This is a genomic window from Dactylosporangium sp. CA-139066 (genome assembly GCF_050936175.1).
GTDB lineage: Bacteria > Actinomycetota > Actinomycetes > Mycobacteriales > Micromonosporaceae > Dactylosporangium.
Map to the genome: position 1 here is coordinate 1,274,401 of NZ_JBNJNH010000001.1, position 17,959 is coordinate 1,292,359.

General features: G+C 72.0%; 19 protein-coding genes. 18 read left to right on the forward strand and 1 reads right to left on the reverse strand.

Annotated elements, in window-relative coordinates:
- Positions 1-3: 3 nt before the first annotated feature.
- From ACQEVU_RS06055 to ribH, 3 genes are all read left to right on the forward strand, one after another.
- Positions 4-600 carry a riboflavin synthase gene (locus tag ACQEVU_RS06055; RefSeq protein ID WP_433321541.1) on the forward strand — a complete coding sequence of 199 codons (597 nt, stop codon included), beginning with the start codon at positions 4-6 and terminating at the stop codon, positions 598-600.
- A complete protein-coding gene (locus tag ACQEVU_RS06060; protein WP_433321542.1) occupies positions 597-1,841 on the forward strand; it encodes a bifunctional 3,4-dihydroxy-2-butanone-4-phosphate synthase/GTP cyclohydrolase II in 1,245 nt (414 codons plus the stop codon). The genes ACQEVU_RS06055 and ACQEVU_RS06060 overlap by 4 nt, the downstream gene beginning before the upstream one ends.
- A 63-nt stretch (positions 1,842-1,904) precedes the next feature.
- The gene (ribH, locus tag ACQEVU_RS06065; protein WP_433321543.1) at positions 1,905-2,381 is read left to right on the forward strand and encodes a 6,7-dimethyl-8-ribityllumazine synthase; all 477 of its coding nucleotides are present in this window, start codon (positions 1,905-1,907) and stop codon (positions 2,379-2,381) included.
- Positions 2,382-2,521: 140 nt separating this feature from the next.
- On the opposite strand, the gene ACQEVU_RS06070 is transcribed toward ribH, so the two are convergent.
- The gene (locus tag ACQEVU_RS06070) at positions 2,522-3,010 is read right to left on the reverse strand and encodes a hypothetical protein (RefSeq protein ID WP_433321544.1); all 489 of its coding nucleotides are present in this window, start codon (positions 3,008-3,010) and stop codon (positions 2,522-2,524) included.
- Between the two features lie 107 nt (positions 3,011-3,117).
- Between ACQEVU_RS06070 and ACQEVU_RS06075 the strand changes: the two genes are divergently transcribed.
- The 15 genes from ACQEVU_RS06075 to ACQEVU_RS06145 all read left to right on the forward strand — a co-directional run bounded on the left by ACQEVU_RS06075 (position 3,118) and on the right by ACQEVU_RS06145 (position 17,930).
- Positions 3,118-3,669, forward strand: coding sequence for a SigE family RNA polymerase sigma factor (locus ACQEVU_RS06075; protein ID WP_433321545.1), 552 nt, complete (start codon positions 3,118-3,120; stop codon positions 3,667-3,669).
- A complete protein-coding gene (locus tag ACQEVU_RS06080) occupies positions 3,666-4,613 on the forward strand; it encodes a GerMN domain-containing protein (RefSeq protein WP_433321546.1) in 948 nt (315 codons plus the stop codon). Before ACQEVU_RS06075 ends, ACQEVU_RS06080 begins: the two co-directional genes overlap by 4 nt.
- Before the next feature lie 65 nt (positions 4,614-4,678).
- Positions 4,679-4,942, forward strand: coding sequence for a phosphoribosyl-ATP diphosphatase (locus ACQEVU_RS06085; protein ID WP_380139083.1), 264 nt, complete (start codon positions 4,679-4,681; stop codon positions 4,940-4,942).
- Positions 4,943-4,996: 54 nt separating this feature from the next.
- Entirely contained in the window at positions 4,997-5,848 is an 852-nt protein-coding gene (gene hisG / locus ACQEVU_RS06090) for an ATP phosphoribosyltransferase (RefSeq protein ID WP_433321547.1), read from the forward strand.
- A gap of 49 nt (positions 5,849-5,897) precedes the next feature.
- On the forward strand, positions 5,898-6,362 hold the full coding sequence (locus ACQEVU_RS06095; RefSeq protein WP_433321548.1) for a PH domain-containing protein: 465 nt from the start codon (positions 5,898-5,900) through the stop codon (positions 6,360-6,362).
- Between the two features lie 221 nt (positions 6,363-6,583).
- Entirely contained in the window at positions 6,584-7,204 is a 621-nt protein-coding gene (gene infC / locus ACQEVU_RS06100) for a translation initiation factor IF-3 (RefSeq protein WP_433334818.1), read from the forward strand.
- 147 nt (positions 7,205-7,351) lie between these two features.
- A complete protein-coding gene (gene rpmI, locus ACQEVU_RS06105; protein ID WP_433321549.1) occupies positions 7,352-7,546 on the forward strand; it encodes a 50S ribosomal protein L35 in 195 nt (64 codons plus the stop codon).
- Between the two features lie 101 nt (positions 7,547-7,647).
- Complete coding sequence (rplT, locus tag ACQEVU_RS06110) at positions 7,648-8,010, forward strand: 50S ribosomal protein L20 (RefSeq protein ID WP_433321550.1); 363 nt, start codon at positions 7,648-7,650, stop codon at positions 8,008-8,010.
- A gap of 22 nt (positions 8,011-8,032) precedes the next feature.
- A complete protein-coding gene (locus ACQEVU_RS06115; RefSeq protein ID WP_433321551.1) occupies positions 8,033-8,794 on the forward strand; it encodes a TrmH family RNA methyltransferase in 762 nt (253 codons plus the stop codon).
- 149 nt (positions 8,795-8,943) lie between these two features.
- Positions 8,944-10,041 (forward strand): phenylalanine--tRNA ligase subunit alpha, encoded by a 1,098-nt coding sequence (gene pheS, locus ACQEVU_RS06120; RefSeq protein WP_433321552.1) that lies wholly within the window; start codon positions 8,944-8,946, stop codon positions 10,039-10,041.
- 1 nt (position 10,042) lies between these two features.
- Entirely contained in the window at positions 10,043-12,532 is a 2,490-nt protein-coding gene (gene pheT / locus ACQEVU_RS06125; RefSeq protein ID WP_433321553.1) for a phenylalanine--tRNA ligase subunit beta, read from the forward strand.
- 159 nt (positions 12,533-12,691) lie between these two features.
- Positions 12,692-13,903, forward strand: coding sequence for a nucleotide sugar dehydrogenase (locus ACQEVU_RS06130; protein WP_433321554.1), 1,212 nt, complete (start codon positions 12,692-12,694; stop codon positions 13,901-13,903).
- Positions 13,900-14,697 carry a glycosyltransferase family 2 protein gene (locus tag ACQEVU_RS06135; RefSeq protein WP_433321555.1) on the forward strand — a complete coding sequence of 266 codons (798 nt, stop codon included), beginning with the start codon at positions 13,900-13,902 and terminating at the stop codon, positions 14,695-14,697. Before ACQEVU_RS06130 ends, ACQEVU_RS06135 begins: the two co-directional genes overlap by 4 nt.
- Before the next feature lie 35 nt (positions 14,698-14,732).
- Positions 14,733-15,758 (forward strand): NAD-dependent epimerase/dehydratase family protein, encoded by a 1,026-nt coding sequence (locus tag ACQEVU_RS06140; protein WP_433321556.1) that lies wholly within the window; start codon positions 14,733-14,735, stop codon positions 15,756-15,758.
- 927 nt (positions 15,759-16,685) lie between these two features.
- Entirely contained in the window at positions 16,686-17,930 is a 1,245-nt protein-coding gene (locus ACQEVU_RS06145) for a hypothetical protein (protein ID WP_433321557.1), read from the forward strand.
- The last annotated feature ends 29 nt before the right edge of the window (positions 17,931-17,959 follow it).

Below are 17,959 nucleotides of genomic sequence, written 5' to 3' on the forward strand. Positions count from 1 at the left end.
CCAGTGTTCACCGGCATCATCGAAGAGCTCGGCACGGTCGTCGCGATCGACGAGCTGGGGGATTCCGCCCGGCTGGCGATCCGCGGGTCCACCGTGACCTCCGACGCCGCCCACGGCGACTCGATCTCCGTCAACGGGGTCTGCCTGACGGTGGTCGACAACGCCGACGGGGTGTTCACCGCGGACGTGATGGGGGAGACGCTCAAGCGCTCGACCCTCGGCGCGCTGCGCTCCGGCGCGGCGGTGAACCTCGAGCGGGCCGCGACCGTCGCCACCCGGCTCGGCGGGCACATCGTGCAGGGCCACGTCGACGGGGTCGGCTCGATCCTGTCCCGCGAGGCCGGCGACCAGTGGGAGACGGTGACCTTCGCGCTGCCGGAGGGGCTGAGCCGGTACATCGTCGAGAAGGGCTCCATCACCGTGGACGGGATCTCGCTGACCGTCACGGCCGTCACGGACGACACGTTCTCGGTCGGGCTGATCCCGACCACGCTCAAGCTCACCACGCTCGGCGCCAAGGGCGTCGGCGAGCGGGTCAACCTGGAGGTCGACATCATGGCCAAGTACGTGGAGAAGCTGCTCGGGAAGGCGCAGTCGTGAGCGCGCCGGTGACCGGCCTCGACCCGATCGAGCGGGCCGTCAAGGACATCGCGGCCGGCCGGGCGGTCATCGTCGTGGACGACGAGGACCGCGAGAACGAGGGCGACCTGATCTTCGCGGCCGAGTTCGCCACCCCCGAGCTGGTGGCGTTCATGGTGCGGTACACGTCCGGCTACATCTGCGTGCCGATCACCGAGGCCGAGGCCGACCGCCTGGACCTCCCGCCGATGTACCGCACCAACCAGGACCGCCGCGGCACCGCCTACACGGTGACGGTCGACGCGCGCTTCGGCGGCACCACCGGCATCTCGGCCGCCGACCGGGCCCGCACGATCAAGCTGCTCGCGTCGGCGGAGACGCGCCCCGACGACCTGTCGCGGCCCGGGCACATCGTGCCGCTGCGGGCCAAGGACGGCGGCGTGCTGCGCCGGGCCGGGCACACCGAGGCCGCCGTGGACCTCGCCACGCTCGCCGGCCTGCGCCCGGCCGGCGTGCTGTGCGAGATGGTGAACGACGACGGCACCATGATGCGCCTGCCGGACCTGCGCCGGTTCGCCGCCGAGCACGACCTGGCGCTGATCAGCATCGCCGACCTCATCGCGTACCGCCGCCACACCGAGAAGCAGGTCGAGCGGGTCGCCGAGACCCGGCTGCCCACCGAGCATGGCGTGTTCCGCGCGGTCGGTTACACGCAGCAGTACGGCAACGGCGAGCACATCGCCCTGGTCTACGGCGACCTCGGCGACGGCGAGGACGTGCTGGTCCGGGTGCACTCCGAGTGCCTCACCGGCGACGTGTTCAGCTCGGTGCGCTGCGACTGCGGCCCCCAGCTCGAGGCCTCGATGAAGATGGTCGCGGCCGAGGGGCGGGGCGTGGTGCTGTACATGCGCGGGCACGAGGGCCGGGGCATCGGCCTCATGCACAAGCTGCAGGCGTACCAGCTGCAGGACCTCGGGCGGGACACCGTGGACGCCAACCTGGACCTCGGCCTGCCCGCCGATGCCCGCGACTACGGCACCGGCGCGCAGATCCTGGCCGACCTCGGCATCAAAACGATGCGACTTCTCACCAACAACCCGGCAAAGCGGGCGGGTCTGGAAGGATACGGTCTGTCCGTGCTGGGTCGCGTGCCCCTGCCGACCCGGCCGCACCCCGAGAACGTGCGCTACCTGCGCACCAAGCGGGACCGCATGGGGCACCTGCTGGACGAGCTCGACGAGGTCGCGGATGGCCTGGCGTAGTGACGGGGAACCGCTTGGGCACCTGCTGGCCAAGCTTCACGTGATCGCGGAGGGAGCAGCGTAATGGCTGGGAGTGGGGCACCCGTGCTGCAGCGGGTGGACGGCACGGGGTTGACGCTCGGCATCGTGGCCACGCGCTGGCACGGCGAGCTGGTCGACCACATGCTGAGCCGGGCGATCGAGGCCGGCGAGGAGGCTGGTGTCGACCACATCACGGTCGCACGGGTCGACGGCGCCGTGGAGCTGCCGGTGCTGGCGCAGGCGCTGGCGCACCGCTTCGACGCCGTGGTCGCGCTGGGCGTGGTGATCCGGGGCGACACGGCCCACTTCGAGTACGTCTGCCAGTCCGTCACCGACGGCCTGACGCGGGTCGCCCTGGACGAGTCGACCCCGGTCGCCCACGGCGTGCTCACGGTCGACAACTACGACCAGGCCCGGGCCCGGGCCGGCTTCGAGGACTCGGCGGAGGACAAGGGCTACTCGGCCGCGCTGGCCGCGCTGGACGCCGCGGTGGCCCTGCGCCTGGTCGCCAAGTCCTGACGGACCGGCCGTGCCGACCGAGTGGCGGATCGCGGGCTTCCGGCCGGCCGCGGAACCGGACGCGCCCGGCACCCGGTTCGGCGGGCGGGCCGGCGCCCGACGGGTGGCGGGCGCTGCTGCGCCTCGCCACCAACTGGACGCTAGACCTCGAGGGCGCTCGCGAGGTCGTCGCGGAAGGTGCGCTCGGCCGGCGTGACCTGCTCGCCGCCCAGGCCCAGGACGCCGCCGGTCTTCGCGGCGCCGACGACCTGGTCGGCGACCGTGACGACCCAGTAGCGGTACGCCTCGGCGTCGGCCGGCTCGGCCTTCGCGGCGAGCAGCTCGTGGGCGCCGCGGGCGCGGCTGATCACGTCGGCCAGGCCGGCGTCGCGGTCCGGGAACTCGATGATCGGGGGCTCGTCGCCGTGCGTGATGTCGCCCTGGCGGGCCACCACCTCGTCCGCGACCTTCTTCACCAGCGGGCTGGACGAGCCGCGGCCGTCGGCGATCGTGGTCATGCCGGCCGTCCACTCCTCGCGCGTACGGCGGCTGCCGTCGTGCTCGGCCTGGGACGCGGCGATCAGGACGGACTGGGGGAGGCCGACCAGCAGCCCCCACTCTTCGTCGGTGTACTTCGGCTCCGTTTCCACGAGGCCCAGGGTAACCAGGAGATCAATCCGGTAAACCGACGGGCGCACCAGCGCGTCGACTGCATGTGATGGCCGACGCCGCGGCCGCGGCATGGGACGGTGGGCCGGTGCAGGTTGCGACCACCGGCGAACCGGCGCGCCCCGAGGACGCCCGGGGCTGGGGCGCCGACGACGCGATCGGGGCGCTGTTCAGCGCGCACTACCGCGGGCTGGTGCGCCTGGCGGTGCTGCTCCTGCACGACGACGGGCTGGCCGAGGACGTGGTCCAGGACGCGTACGTCGCCCTGCACCGCCGCTGGTGGCGCCTGCGCGACGCGGACAAGGCGCTGGCCTACCTGCGCACGAGCGTGGTGAACGGGGCCCGCTCGGCGCTGCGCCGGCGCGGGGTCGCCGAGCGGCACCTGGCCCGCGAGGAAGGGCGCCAGGAGCCGGCGGCGAGCGCGGAGACCGGGGCGCTGAGCCTGCTGGCCCACCGGGAGGTCCTGGCCGCGGTACGCCGCCTGCCCGCCCGCCAGCGCGAGGCCATCGTCCTGCGGTACTACGGCGAGCTTTCGGAGGCCGAGATCGCCGAGGCCATGGGCGTCAGCCGGGGCGCCGTCAAGAGCCACGCGGCCCGCGGCATGGCGGCGCTGCGCCAGACCCTGGAGCGGACGCGATGAGGCCGGAGCGAGCGACGCCCGAGGAGCGGCTGCGCGCCGCGCTGCTGGCCCGGGCCGACGAGGTGGAGACGTCGCCGGACGCGCTGCCCCGGATCCGGCTGCGCACGGCCCGGGCCCGGCGGCGGGGCGCCTGGGCGATGATCGGCGCGGCGGCGGCCGTCGCGACCGCGATCGCGGCCGGCGCGGTGGTGGTCGCCGACCGCCGCGCGGACCACGCGCCGGCGCCGGCCACCAGCAGTTCCGTCAGGCCGGAGCAATCGCACACGCCGGCGCCGAGCGCCAGGACCGTCAACCTTCCGGTGTACTTCACGCACGACGGGCGCCTGTACCGGGAGTTCACGCCGGTGACGCTCGCCGACGACACCGACCGCGGGCGCATCCGCGCGGCGGTCGAGCGGTCGCTGCGGGGACAGGCCGCCGATCCCGACTACAGGACGCTGTGGCCGGCCGGGGTCACCGTGCGCGACGTCGGCATCGACGGCGCCACCGTCACCGTCGACCTCGACGGCGTCGGGGACCCGCCGTCGGACCTGGCGCTGCAGCAGCTGGTGTACACGGTGTCGGCCGTCTCGACGTACACCTCCATCAGGAAGGCCGACGGGGTGCGCGTCCTCGGCCGCACGCTGCATCAGGCCCCGATGGCCGACGTCCAGGCCCCCGTGTGGGTGATCGAGCCGGCGCAGGGGGCGGTGGTGGGGAAGACCTTCACGGTGTACGTCGCCGGCATCGTCTGGGAGGGCACCGTCCACGTGCGCGTCCGCGATGCGGGCGGCGGAGTCGTGTTCGAGCAGGTCGTGCAGCTCAGCGCCGGCGCGCCCGCGCTCGGCGAGGCCAGGGTGCCGGTGACGCTGGGCTCCGGGAAGTACACCGTGGAGTCCTTCTTCATTTCCCCGAAGGACAGCAGCGTGCAATGGGTCGACGATCACGAGTTCTCGGTGGGGTGAGCCGCGACACGCCTGTCAGTAACCGGATTCCGTTTCGGGCCCCGGCCCTGCGAGAATTCGTGCCCGTGAAGACCTTCGACGAGCTGTTCGCCGAGCTGAGCGCCAAGGCGGCGGCGGGCACACCCGGATCCGGCACCGTGGCGGCGCTGGAGAAGGGCGTGCATTTCATCGGGAAGAAGGTCGTCGAGGAGGCCGCCGAGAGCTGGATGGCGGCCGAGCACGAGGGCCGGGAGCGCACCGCCGAGGAGCTCTCGCAGCTGCTGTACCAGGTGCAGTGCCTGATGCTGGCGACCGGGCTGTCGCTGGAGGACGTCTACCGACATCTGTGAGTCGGTCGGCCCGTCCCTCCCGTCATCCCCAGAACCGTCAGGAGACCAGCTCACATGCTTCGCATCGCCGTGCCCAACAAGGGCACCCTCGCCCAGCCCGCCGCCAACATGCTGCAGGAGGCCGGCTACCGGCAGCGTACGGACCCGAAGGACCTCCTCTGCCGCGACGAGGCCAACGGCGTCGAGTTCTTCTACCTGCGCCCCCGTGACATCGCCACCTACGTCGGCTCGGGCGACCTCGACCTCGGCATCACCGGCCGCGACCTGCTCATCGACGCGGGCAGCCCGGCCGTGGAGGTGCTCGACCTCAACTTCGGCCGCGCCACGTTCCGGTTCGCCGCGGTGCCGGGCTCGGTCAAGGGCTCCGCGCCGTCCGACCTCGAGGGGCTGCGGGTCGCCACCGCCTACCCGGGGGTCATGGAGCGCTACTTCGCCGAGCACGGCGTGCGCGCCGAGGTCATCCGGCTCGACGGCGCCGTGGAGAACGCGATCCGCCTCGGCGTGGCCGACGTCATCGCCGACGTGGTGGAGACCGGCAAGACCCTGCGCCAGGCCGGCCTGGACACGATCGGCGAGCCGATCCTCAAGTCCTCGGCGGTGCTCATCCGCCGGGAGGGTGAGGAGCTTCCCGCGGGTGTACCGCAGCTGCTGCGCCGCCTGCAGGGCGTCCTCGTGGCCCGGCAGTACGTCATGCTCGCCTACGACGTGCGGGCCGACTCCCTCGACGCGGCCGTCGCGCTGACCCCCGGCATCGAGTCGCCGACCATCTCCCCGCTGCACCGCGAGGGCTGGGTGGCGGTCCAGGCGATGGTGCCCCAGGCCGACGTGCACCGGATCATGGACGAGCTCTACGACGTGGGCGCGCGGGCCATCCTGGTGACCGGAATCCACGCCTGCCGGCTGTAGTGGCAGACTGGGGCCCGTGAGCGGTCCGGAGCGAAGCGGAGGTGACGGCGTGAGCAGCACCGTGAGCACGGTTAAGGCTCGGCCCCAGCGGGCCCGGGTCATCGCGTACGTCCTGGCGTTCGTCGTCGTCGTGGTCTTCACGCTCATCGCGTTCGGCCTGCACGGCAAGACCGGCGACGGGCCGGGCTACTTCCAGCGCGGCGACCAGGCGGCGATGATCGGCCTGGGCCTGTGCGCGGCGGCCGGCATCCTGCTGATGACCCGCCCGCGGGTCGAGGCGGACGAGCAGGGCGTCCGGGTGCGCAACATCATCGGCTCCTACGACCTGCCCTGGGACGTGGTGCGCGCGGTCACCTTCGGCCGCGGCGCCCCCTGGCTCACCCTCGACCTGCACGACGACGAGCGCGTGGCGGTCATGGCGGTGCAGATGTCCGACAAGGACTACGCCGTCAAGGCCGCCCGCCAGCTGCGAGCCCTCCACGCCGCGAGCTTGACAGCGAGCGTGGTAGAGTAGTCGCGTCGACCGCATCCCGTCCCAAGACGGGATGTCCGAAGCGGGACCGCAAGGTCCCCACCCGAGCAGCTTTCAGGCGGCCGGGTCCGGTCCGGCCGATCCACCCTTCGGGGTGGACCTGGCCGAAGCGGCCCTCGCCTGCGCTGTGCGCGGCGGGGTTTTTTGCGTTGCCGATCTCGGCGGTCGACCGCAGGAGCTGAAACACCTATCGAGGAGGCCACATCAGCGTCGAGCCACGCGTCAACGAGCAGATCCGGGCACGTGAGGTCCGGCTGGTCGGCCCGGAGGGTGAGCAGGTGGGCATCGTCCCGCTCGAGCGCGCACTCCAGCTGGCCGCCGACGTGGACCTGGACCTGGTCGAAGTTGCGCCCATGGCACGCCCGCCCGTCTGCAAGCTCATGGACTTCGGCAAGTTCAAGTACGAGAGCGCGCTCAAGGCCCGGGAAGCCCGGCGTAACCAGCAGCAGACCGTCATCAAGGAGATGAAGCTCCGCCCGAAGATCGATCCGCACGACTACGAGACCAAAAAGGGTCACGTGGTGCGGTTCCTGAAGGCGGGCGACAAGGTCAAGGTAACGATCATGTTCCGTGGCCGCGAGCAGAGCCGCCCGGAGCTTGGTTTCCGGCTGCTGCGCAAGCTCTCGGAGGAGATCTCGGAGCTGGGCTTCGTCGAGGCCGCGCCCAAGCAGGACGGCCGCAACATGATCATGGTCTTGGCACCGCACCGCAACGTGAAGGCCGCGGCCACGGAACGCCGCGAGACCAGGGCGGACGGCGCACCGGGCCCGGAGGGCGAAACAGCCGCCGAGCTGCCCGAGGTCGTCACCGCCGACCAGGCGTAATACGGCAAGCGACATATCAACCACCGCGTCGTGCGGGCGGGCCCCGCACAACGCGGTGTCCGGCTGTGCGCCCGGACGCGCCGCAGCCCGCCCGTCGCCCCACCGGCGACCCGCGGGCAGGCGCATCACATGAAGGGCAACACTGGAATGCCGAAGTTCAAACCGCACTCCGGGATGAAGAAGCGCGTGAAGATCACCGGTCGCGGCAAGATCCTCAGCGAGCCCGCGGGCAAGCGGCACCTGCTCGAGGTCAAGTCGAGCCGGCGGACGCGTCGCCTCAGCGGCAACGTCGAGCTGGGCCACTCGGAGAGCCGTAGGGTCAACAAGCTCCTCGGCCGATAACAGCGGCGCTCTCTCCCCCCGACCTTTCCATTTTTCTCGTCGGCCCGACGAACGATCCGGCCCCCCAGCCCCGGGCCGGTCTCGCATGAGGAGTAAGAACCGTGGCACGCGTGAAGCGGGCAGTGAATGCCCAGAAGAAGCGCCGCACCGTCCTGGAGACCGCCAGCGGCTACCGTGGGCAGCGCTCACGGCTGTACCGCAAGGCCAAGGAGCAGGTGCTGCACTCGATGCAGTACGCCTACCGCGACCGTCGCGACCGCAAGGGTGACTTCCGCCAGCTGTGGATCACCCGCATCAACGCCGCGGCCCGCGCGAACGGCATGACGTACAACCGCCTCATCCAGGGCCTGCGCCTCGCCGGCGTCGAGGTCGACCGCAAGATCCTCGCCGAGCTCGCCGTCAGCGACGAGAAGGCGTTCGGCGGCCTGGTCCAGGTGGCGAAGACGGCCGTTGCCGCAGCCTGACGCACAACGCTCGCGACCCGGGGTGTTCACCGTTCGAACGCCCCGGGTCGTTGCTGCGCGGCGCCTGCACCGCCGCCGCGACCGCGACGAGACCGGCCGCTTCCTCGCCGAGGGTCCGCAGGCCGTCCGCGAGGCGCTGCGGGCCGGCGTGATCGGCGAGCTCTTCGCCACCGCCGAGGCCGTCGAGCGCTATCCCGAGCTGACCGAGGGCGCCTCGCTCGTCGACGACGCGGCCATGCAGGCCCTCGCCGACACCGTCGCGCCACAGGGCCTGGTGGCCGTCTGCCGCCAGCGGGACATCCCCCTCGCCGCCGCGCTTGAGAAGCGGCCGCGGCTCGTCGCCGTCTGCGTCGACATCCGCGACCCCGGCAACGCCGGCACCGTCCTGCGCACCGCCGACGCGGCCGGCGCCACCGCCGTCGTCTTCGCCGGCGAGACCGTCGACCCGTACAACGGCAAGGCCGTGCGCTCCTCCGCCGGCAGCCTCTTCCACGTCGACGTCGTGCGCGCCCGCGACACCGCCGCCGCGATCGCCGCGCTGCGCGCCGCCGGCGTCCAGGTCCTCGCCGCCGACGGCTACGGCGACTCGGACCTCTTCGAGCTCGACGAGATCCTGTCCCGCCCCACTGCCTGGCTGTTCGGCTCCGAGGCCCACGGCCTGCCGAAGGATCTGGACGCCGGCCGCCGTGTCCGCGTGCCGCTGTACGGCGGGGCGGAGAGCCTGAACCTTGCTGCGGCGGCCGCCGTATGCTTGTACAGTTCCGCCAAAGCGATGAGGAGCTAGCAATGGTGATCCTGTTTATCTGGCCCGCCGGTGACGGTGGGCAGACAGGACGCATGCGCTCCTGACACCTTCCCACGGCCGGCGGGCGGACCTCACACAGTCCGATCTCACTACAATGTCCGAGGCCAATCTCCCGTGGGAAGAGTCCGATGACCTACCGCAATGATCCGTACGATCCGAAGCAGCCGGCCCTGCTCGACCAGAGCGCGCTCGACGACGCGGTGGCCGGGGCCGAGAAGGCGTTCGCCGGCGCCGGCGACCTCGACGCGCTCGCCGCGCTGAAGCACCTGCACCTCGGCGACAAGGCGCCGGTGTCGCTGGCCCGCCGCGAGATCGGCTCGCTGCCCCCGGCCGCCAAGGCCGACGCCGGCAAGCGCGTCAACCTCGCCCGCATGGCCGTCCAGGCCGCCTTCGACGCCCGCCTCGCGGCGCTGACCGCGGAGCGCGAGGAGCGCGTGCTCGTCGAGGAGACCGTCGACGTCACGCTGCCGACCGGGCGCCGGCCCGTCGGCGCCCAGCACCCGCTGACCAGGATCATGGAGCGGGTCGGCGACCTGTTCGTGAGCATGGGCTACGAGGTCGCCGAGGGCCCCGAGGTCGAGTGGGAGTGGTACAACTTCGACGCCCTCAACATGCACCCGGACCACCCGGCGCGCTCGATGATGGACACGTTCTTCGTCGCCACCGGCAGCACCCGGAGCCCTTCCCACGGTGAGGAGGACTCGCGGATCGTGCTGCGCACCCACACCTCGCCGGTGCAGGCGCGCACGATGACGACCCGCCAGCCGCCGATCTACATCGTCTGCCCCGGCCGGGTGTACCGCACCGACGAGCTCGACGCGACCCACACCCCGGTGTTCCACCAGGTCGAGGGGCTCGTGATCGACAAGGGCATCACGATGGGCCACCTCAAGGGGACCCTCGACAACTTCGTCAAGGGCATGTTCGGCGACCAGGCCCGCACGCGGCTGCGCCCGTCGTACTTCCCGTTCGTCGAGCCCGGCGCCGAGATCGACGTGTGGTTCCCGCAGCACCGCGACGGCCCGCGCTGGGTCGAGTGGGGCGGCTGCGGCATGGTCAACCCCCGGGTGCTGCGCGCCTGCGGGATCGACCCGGAGGAGTACTCCGGCTTCGCGTTCGGCATGGGCATCGAGCGGGCGCTGATGTTCCGCAACGAGGCGGCCGACATGCGCGACATGGTGGAGGGCGACGTGCGGTACGCGCGGGCGTTCGGATGGGAGGCCTGAGGTGCGCGTTTCGCTTTCCTGGCTGCGCGAGCACGTCGACCTGCCGGCCGACCTCGACGGCGACGGCCTGGAGAAGGCGCTCGTCAAGGTCGGCCTGGAGGTCGAGGAGCTGCTCGACGCCGGCGCCAGCGTCACCGGGCCGCTCGTGGTCGGCCGGGTCGAGAACATCGAGGAGCTGACCGGGCTGAAGAAGCCCATCCGGTACTGCCTCGTCGACGTCGGCAACGAACAGCCGCAGGGCATCATCTGCGGCGCGCGCAACTTCGCCGAGGGCGACCTCGTCGTCGTCGCGCTGCCCGGCGCGGTCCTGCCCGGCGGCTTCGCCATCTCCGCGCGCAAGACCTACGGCCACGTCTCCAACGGCATGATCTGCTCCGGCCAGGAGCTCGGGATCAGCGATGACCACGACGGGATCATCGTAGTTTCCAGCGGGCAGACAGGAGATGTAACAGCGAAGCCCGGTGACGAGGCGCGGCCGATCGTCGGGCTCGACGACGTCGTGGTCGAGATCAACATCACGCCGGACCGGGGGTACTGCTTCTCGGTCCGCGGCATCGCCCGCGAGCTGTCGCACTCCCTCGGCGGCGCCTACCGCGACCCGGTCGCGGCGGTCGTCCCCCTGGAGGGTGACGGTTCCGAGGCGTACCCGATCGAGGTCCTCGACAGCGTCGCCTGCGACCGGTTCACCGCCGTCGCCGTGCGCGGCGTCGACCCGTCCGCGGCGACCCCGGCGTGGATCAAGTCGCGCCTGGCCACGGCCGGCATCCGGTCCATCTCGCTGCCCGTCGACATCACCAACTACGTGATGATCGAGATGGGTCAGCCGATGCACGCCTGGGACCTGGGCGCGCTCACCGGCCCGCTGGTGGTGCGCCGCGCCCGGGCGGGGGAGAAGCTCACCACGCTCGATGGCGTCAACCGGGCCCTCGACCCCGAGGACATCGTCATCACCGACGGCACCGGGGTGGTCTCGCTGGCGGCGGTCATGGGCGGTACCACCACGGAGGTGTCCCCGACGACGGTCGACGTGCTCTTCGAGGCCGCGCACTGGGACCCGCGCTCGGTCGCCCGCACGATCCGCCGGCACAAGCTGCCCAGCGAGGCCGGCAAGCGCTACGAGCGCGGCGTCGACCCGCAGATCACCGCGGCGGCGTGCGCCCGGGCGGCGGCGCTGCTGGCCGAGTACGGCGGCGGCACCGTCTCCGCCGGCGTCACCGACGTCTACGCGGTGGTCCCCCCGGCGCCGGTCACGATGTCGGTGCGGCGCCCGTCGCAGCTGGCCGGGGTCGACTACACGCCCGAGCGGGTGCTGGAGATCCTCGCCATGATCGGCACGCAGGTCCTCGCCGACGGCGAGTCGCTCACCGTCACCCCGCCGAGCTGGCGGCACGACCTCAACGACCCCGCCGACCTCGCCGAGGAGGTGCTGCGCATCGACGGGTACGACCGGATCCCGAGCGTGCTGCCGATCGCGCCGCCCGGGCGGGGGCTCACCGCGACCCAGCGCCGCCGGCGCACCGTCGGGCGGGCGCTCGCCGACGCCGGCTACGTCGAGGCGCTGTGCTACCCGTTCGTCGGCGACGCCGCGCTCGACGCGCTGCGCATCGGCGCCGACGACCCGCGCCGGGAGATGGTGCTGCTGCGCAACCCGCTCTCCGACGAGGAGCCGGGCCTGCGCACCACGCTGCTGCCGCCGCTGCTCGCGGCGCTGCGGCGCAACCTCGGCCGTGGCTCGCGGGACACGGCGCTGTTCGAGATCGGGCCGGTGTTCCTGCCCGGCGGCCCGCTGGCGGTCGCGCCGGCGGCCGGCGTCGACGGCCCGCCCAGCGCGGCCGACCTGGCCGCGGTGGACAAGCTCCTGCCGCACCAGCCGTGGCACGTCGCCGCCGTCATCGCCGGCGACGCCGAGCCGGCCGGCTGGTGGGGCGGCGGGCGCCCGGCCGACTGGGCCGACGCCGTCGAGGCGGCCCGGGCGGTCGCCGCGGCGGCCGGGGCCGAGCTGAGCGTGCGGGCCGCGGCCGAGGCGCCGTGGCACCCGGGCCGCTGCGCCGCGCTGCTCGCCGGCGACACCGTCGTCGGGTACGCGGGCGAGCTGCACCCGGCGGTCTGCGCCGACCTGGACCTGCCCCGGCGTACCGTCGCCATGGAGCTGGACCTGGACGCGCTGCCGATCCCGGGCGTGTGGATCGCGCCGCGGCTGTCGAGCTTCCCGACGGCGCTGATCGACGTCGCGCTCATCGTCGATGCCGCCACCCCGGCCGGCGAGGTCGAGGCGGCGCTCGCCGAGGGCGCCGGGGAGCTGCTGGAGTCGGTGCGCCTGTTCGACGTGTACTCCGGGACGCAGCTCGGCGAGGGGCGCAAGTCCCTGGCGTACAAGCTCACGTTCCGTGCGCCGGACCGCACGCTGACCGGCGAGGAGGCCCTCGCCGCGCGCGACGCCGCCGTGGCCGTCGCGGCCTCGCGGTTCGGTGCGGTGCTGCGCGGCGCCTAACCCGAATTGCTGACGGCGGTCACATTCGTGTGATGTGGCCGCCGTCACCCGCATCCGATATCGGACACTGTGCGTAGCGTTCGATCCGGCCCGCCCGGACCGGAGATGGTACGGTCACGGCGCCGAGCTGGGTATAGCCATCTCCTGAAGGGGCAGCGCGTGTCAGACGTCAGTGCAACGGAGGGGTTCACCACCGACGTCGTGGTGATCGGTGGATGCGGCCGGGTGGGGCTTCCCCTCGGCATCGCCCTGGCCTCCCGCGGCCTGCAGGTGACCCTCTACGACATCAACGAGGCCGCCGTCGCGGTCGTCAACAGCGGCACGCTGCCGTTCGACGAGGAGGGCGCGGCGGGGCCGCTGGCCTCCGCGGTCGCCGACGGCCGGCTCAGGGCCAGCACCGACCCGGCCACCGTGGCCACGGCCGAGCACCTGATCGTCATCGTGGGCACCCCGGTCGACGAGCACCTCAACCCCAACATCGCGGCCGTGCCCAAGGCGATCGAGCGGTGCGCGGAGTACCTGCGCGACGGCCAGCTCATCGTCCTGCGCAGCACCGTTCACCCGGGGGTCACCGCGCTCACCGAGAAGCTCATCAAGAAGCTCGGGGTGAACGCCGACGTCGCCTTCTGCCCGGAGCGCATCGCCGAGGGCAAGGCGATGACCGAGCTCTTCGAGCTGCCGCAGATCGTCGCCGCCCGCACGCCGGAGGCGACCGAGCGCGCCGAGAAGCTCTTCCGCAACCTGGCCAGCCAGATCGTCATCCTCGAGCCCGAGGAGGCGGAGCTGGCCAAGCTCTTCACGAACACGTGGCGGTACATCAAGTTCGCCGCCGCCAACCAGTTCTGGATGATGTCCAACGACTTCGGCCTGGACTTCGAGCGCATCCGGCACGCGATCCGCTTCCAGTACCCGCGCGCGACCGACATGCCGGGCGCCGGTTTCGCCGCCGGCCCGTGCCTGCTCAAGGACACGATGCAGCTCGCGGCGTTCAACAACAACAACTTCGTCCTCGGCCACAGCGCGATGCTCATCAACGAGGGCCTTCCGCTGTACGTCGTGTCGAAGCTGCAGGAGCGTTTCGACCTCTCGGAGATGACGGTCGGCATCCTCGGCATGGCGTTCAAGGGCGGCAGCGACGACATCCGCGAGTCGCTGGCGTACAAGCTGCGCAAGGTCGTCATGCTGCGGGCCAAGGAGACCCTCTGCACCGACCCCTACGTCAAGGACGACCGTTTCGTCCCGCTCGACGAGGTGCTGTCCCGGGCGGACCTGCTCATCATCGCCGCGCCGCACCCGGAGTACCGTGAGCTGCAGACCGACATTCCGGTCGCGGACATGTGGGGCGTGACCAACAAGGGCGTGCGTATATGAGCTTGGCACCACAGATCTCTGTGGTCATCCCGGTCTACAACGAGGGCGAGGCGATCGTCCGCTGCCTGGACCGCATCCTGCGCGAGGTGCTGATGCCGGCGGAGATCCTCGTGGTGCACGACATGCCCGAGGACACGACGGTGCCCTTCGCGCAGCAGGTGCAGGCGCGCGACCCGCGCGTCCGCCCGGTGCTCAACACCTACGGCCGCGGCCCGGCCAACGCGATCCGCTTCGGCATCGACGTGGCGCTGGCCCCGGTCGCCGTGGTCACCATGGCCGACGGCTCGGACGACCCGCGCCAGATCGAGGAGCTGGCCCGGCTCGTCGACCGGGGCGTGGTGGTCGCGGCCGCGTCGCGGTACATGCCCGGCGGGCAGCAGGTGGGCGGCCCCCGGTTCAAGCGGTTCCTGTCCCGCAACGCGGGGCGGACGCTGCACTGGTTCGCCCGGGTCGGCACCCGGGACGCGACGAACAGCTTCAAGGCGTACTCGACGGCGTTCGTGCGCCAGGTCGGCATCGAGTCGAAGACCGGCTTCGAGATCGGCATCGAGCTCACCGCGAAGGCGACCCGCCTGCGGCTGCCGGTGGCCGAGATCCCCACGATCTGGCTCGACCGGCAGCTGGGCGAGTCGCGCTTCGATGTGGGCCGTTTCATGCCCAGTTACCTCAAGTGGTACCGATTCGCGTTCGGCCGCAAACTGACGGTGGAACAGCTCGCGAAGCGCCCCGCGTCCACGGCGGCCCGCGACGACGCGCAGGCCGCTCGCGAGCGCACGAAGGCATCGCAAGGTTAGTTCGCGCGAGCGGCATTCAAGGTTAAGGAGTGTTTGTGGCAAAGGTCCTGGTCACCGGCTCGGCCGGCTTCATCGGTGGATATGTCGTCGAGGAGCTGCTGTCCCGCGGCTACCAGGTCGTCGGCCTGGACAACTACTCGAAGTACGGTCCGGTCACCCGCAGCTACGACTCCCACCCCGACTACCGCTTCGTCGAGGGCGACGCCCGCGACGTCGACCTGGTGACGGAGCTGCTGGAGGGCTGCGAGCACTTCATCGCCGGCGCGGCGCTCATCGGCGGCATCTCCTACTTCCACGCCTACGCCTACGACCTGCTCGCCACCAACGAGCGGATCATGGCCTCGTCCTGCGACGCCGCGATCAAGGCGTTCCAGGCCGGGACGTTGAAGAAGATGACGTACATGTCGTCGTCGATGGTCTTCGAGTCGACCACGCACTGGCCGTCGAAGGAGGGCGACGAGCGCGCCGTCCCGCCGCCGCTGTCCTCCTACGGCTTCCAGAAGCTGGCCGTGGAGTACTTCGCGAAGGCCGCCTGGGACCAGTACCGCCTGCCCTACACGATCGTGCGCCCGTTCAACTGCGTCGGCGTCGGCGAGGGCCGCGCGCTGGGCGAGGTCGAGGTGCTCTCCGGCAACGTCAAGCTGGCGATGTCCCACGTCGTGCCGGACCTCGTGCAGAAGATCATCAAGGGCCAGGACCCGCTGCACATCCTGGGCACGGGCGAGCAGGTGCGCCACTACACGTACGGCGGGGACCTCGCCAAGGGCATCATCGCCGCGATGGAGTCCGAGGCCGCGCTCAACGAGGACTTCAACGTCTCGACCGAGCAGTCGACGACGGTGCTCGAGCTGGCCGAGGTGATCTGGCGCAAGATCAAGGGCCCCGACGTGCCGCTGCGCGTGGTCTCCGACGACCCGTACGAGTACGACGTCCAGAAGCGCGTCCCGGACTGCACCAAGGCCCGCGAGGTGCTCGGCTTCGAGGCGACGACGTCGCTGGAGGAGATGCTGGACGAGGTCATCCCGTGGGTGACGGAGGCGGTCAAGGAAGGCCGCTTGTAGGGAAACGACGCTTTCGAGGGGGCCCCGCCGCGCGGCGGGGCCCTTTTTCGTTGCATAGGTGTGCTCATCACCCCTCATGCGGAAAAATCCGGACATTATGCTGGCGCGGCGCCTTTGGGTGGCGCCGTGGATCGCGGCGGCCCGCTGACCGACACCGGCGCGCCGGCGTGCAGCGATTCGGCGCCCTGCGGCGTGGTCGTGGGTTGTGGCGGCTCGGCGGTTGGCGGCGGGGGAGCGGCGTGTGCGGCCTCGGCGGCCAGCGCGGGGCTGGCGGCGCGGGGTGTGGTTGCGGGTTGCGGCGGCTCGGAGGCTGGCGCGGGGCTTGCGGCGCGGGGTGTGGTTGCGGGTTGCGGCGGCTCGGAGGCTGGCGCGGGGCTTGCGGCGCGGGGTGTGGTTGCGGGTTGCGGCGACTTGGAGGCTGGCGCGGGGCTTGCGGCGCGGGGTGTGGTTGCGGGTTGCGGCGACTTGGAGGCTGGCGCGGGGCTTGCGGCGCGGGGTGTGGTTGCGGGTTGCGGCGACTTGGAGGCTGGCGCGGGGCTTGCGGCGCGGGGTGTGGTTGCGGGTTGCGGCGACTTGGAGGCTGGCGCGGGGCTTGCGGCGGGCGGCGTGGCCGCGGATGGCTGTGGTTCGGCAGTTCCCGGCGGACTGGCGGCGAGCGGCGGTTCGCGCGCTCGCGGGGGACTGGCGCCTTGCGAAGCGGTCGAGCGTTGCGGGTGTGGCGCGGCCGCGCCTTGCGGCGGCTCGCCCGGCTGCGGTGGAACCGCAGCCGGCGGTGCGCCGACGACGCGCGGTGGATCTTCGAAAAGTCGGGCGCTCCGCGCCACGACTGCTGGCGGTGCGCCGGCGACGCGCGGTGGATCTTCGAAAAGTCGGGCGCTCCGCGCCACGACTTTTCGGATTTTTCGCCCGTCAGGGTATAAATCCGATATGTCGTGGCGACGGAGTCGCCCGACATATCGTCCGACCTTTCGCCGGCAGGGCGCCCAGGCGATCGCCGTCGTCGCCGGCACGATGGTCGGGCTGCTGCGGACCGGGGGGATCGACGCCATCTGGGCCGAGGACGGCCAGAACTTCCTCACCGACGCGCTCAACCGGCCCTGGTACGAGGCGATCTTCACGCCCTTCAACGGATACTTCCACGTCGTCGCCCGTGCGCTCTGGGGGCTCATCGCGCTGTTCCCGATCGAGTGGGCGGCCGCGCTCAACGCCGGCGTCGACGCGCTGGTCACCAGCCTGCTCGCGCTGGGCGTGTACCGGGCGGCGGCCGAGCGGGTGCACCGGCCGGGCGCGGTCGTGATCGGGGTCTGTGCGGCGCTGCCGATGGGGTTCGTGCCCAACGCGCTCGCCCAGCTGCAGTTCCCGCTCGTGTACGCGGGGCTCTGGATGCTGCTGTGGCGGCGTACCGGGCCGCTGACCGTCGGCGTTCCCGCGCTGGCGGTGCTCAACTCCATGCTCGGCGTGCTGCTGGTGCCGGTGGCGATCGGAGGGCTGGTGCGGTACCGCAGCCGGGAATGGGCTTGGAAGGTGCTCGGGCTGGCGCCGGGGGCGGTGCTGCAGCTCGTGCCCATGCTCACCGGGGCCACCGAGCGGGGGTTGGGAGAGCGGCCCGAGCACGATCCCGTGGTGCTGGGCGAAATGTACCTTCGGTGGGGGATTCCGCGATCGTTCCTCGGGACCGCGTGGCCCGACGGGCGGGTGCTCGTCGTGGCGGGGCTGGCCGTGCCGGCCGCGCTCGTCGCGATCGCGCTGTGGCGGCGCGACTATCAGGCGTTGCGGGCCGCCGGCGTGCTCGGGGGGTTCGCGGCGCTCGCCGGGGTCGTGCAGCTGGGGGCGCACGGTGGGGTGGCGGACCGGTACCTCGTGCTCGTGAGCCTGCCCAACATCGCCGCGGGGGTTGTGCTGGTCGGGGGGCGGGAACCATCAAGAGAGCGGGCCGGTTGCCGTCAAGGGCGAACGCCGTTTGTCGTGTTCGCGACACTTCTGGTGGCGGTGCTCGCGGTCGATCTGCGGGCCGCGGGGCCGTGGGACGCCTCGCCGCGATGGGGGGAAGCGGTGGGGCGGGCGCGGGTGGAATGCCTTGTACAGCCCGGTTCGGGGCGGGTCTCGGTGCACACCGCGCGGTGGCCCGATCTGGGGTGGGAGGCGGTGCTGCCCTGCTCCCGGCTGCGCTGATCCGCGGTCGATCGGGCTTCACATCGACG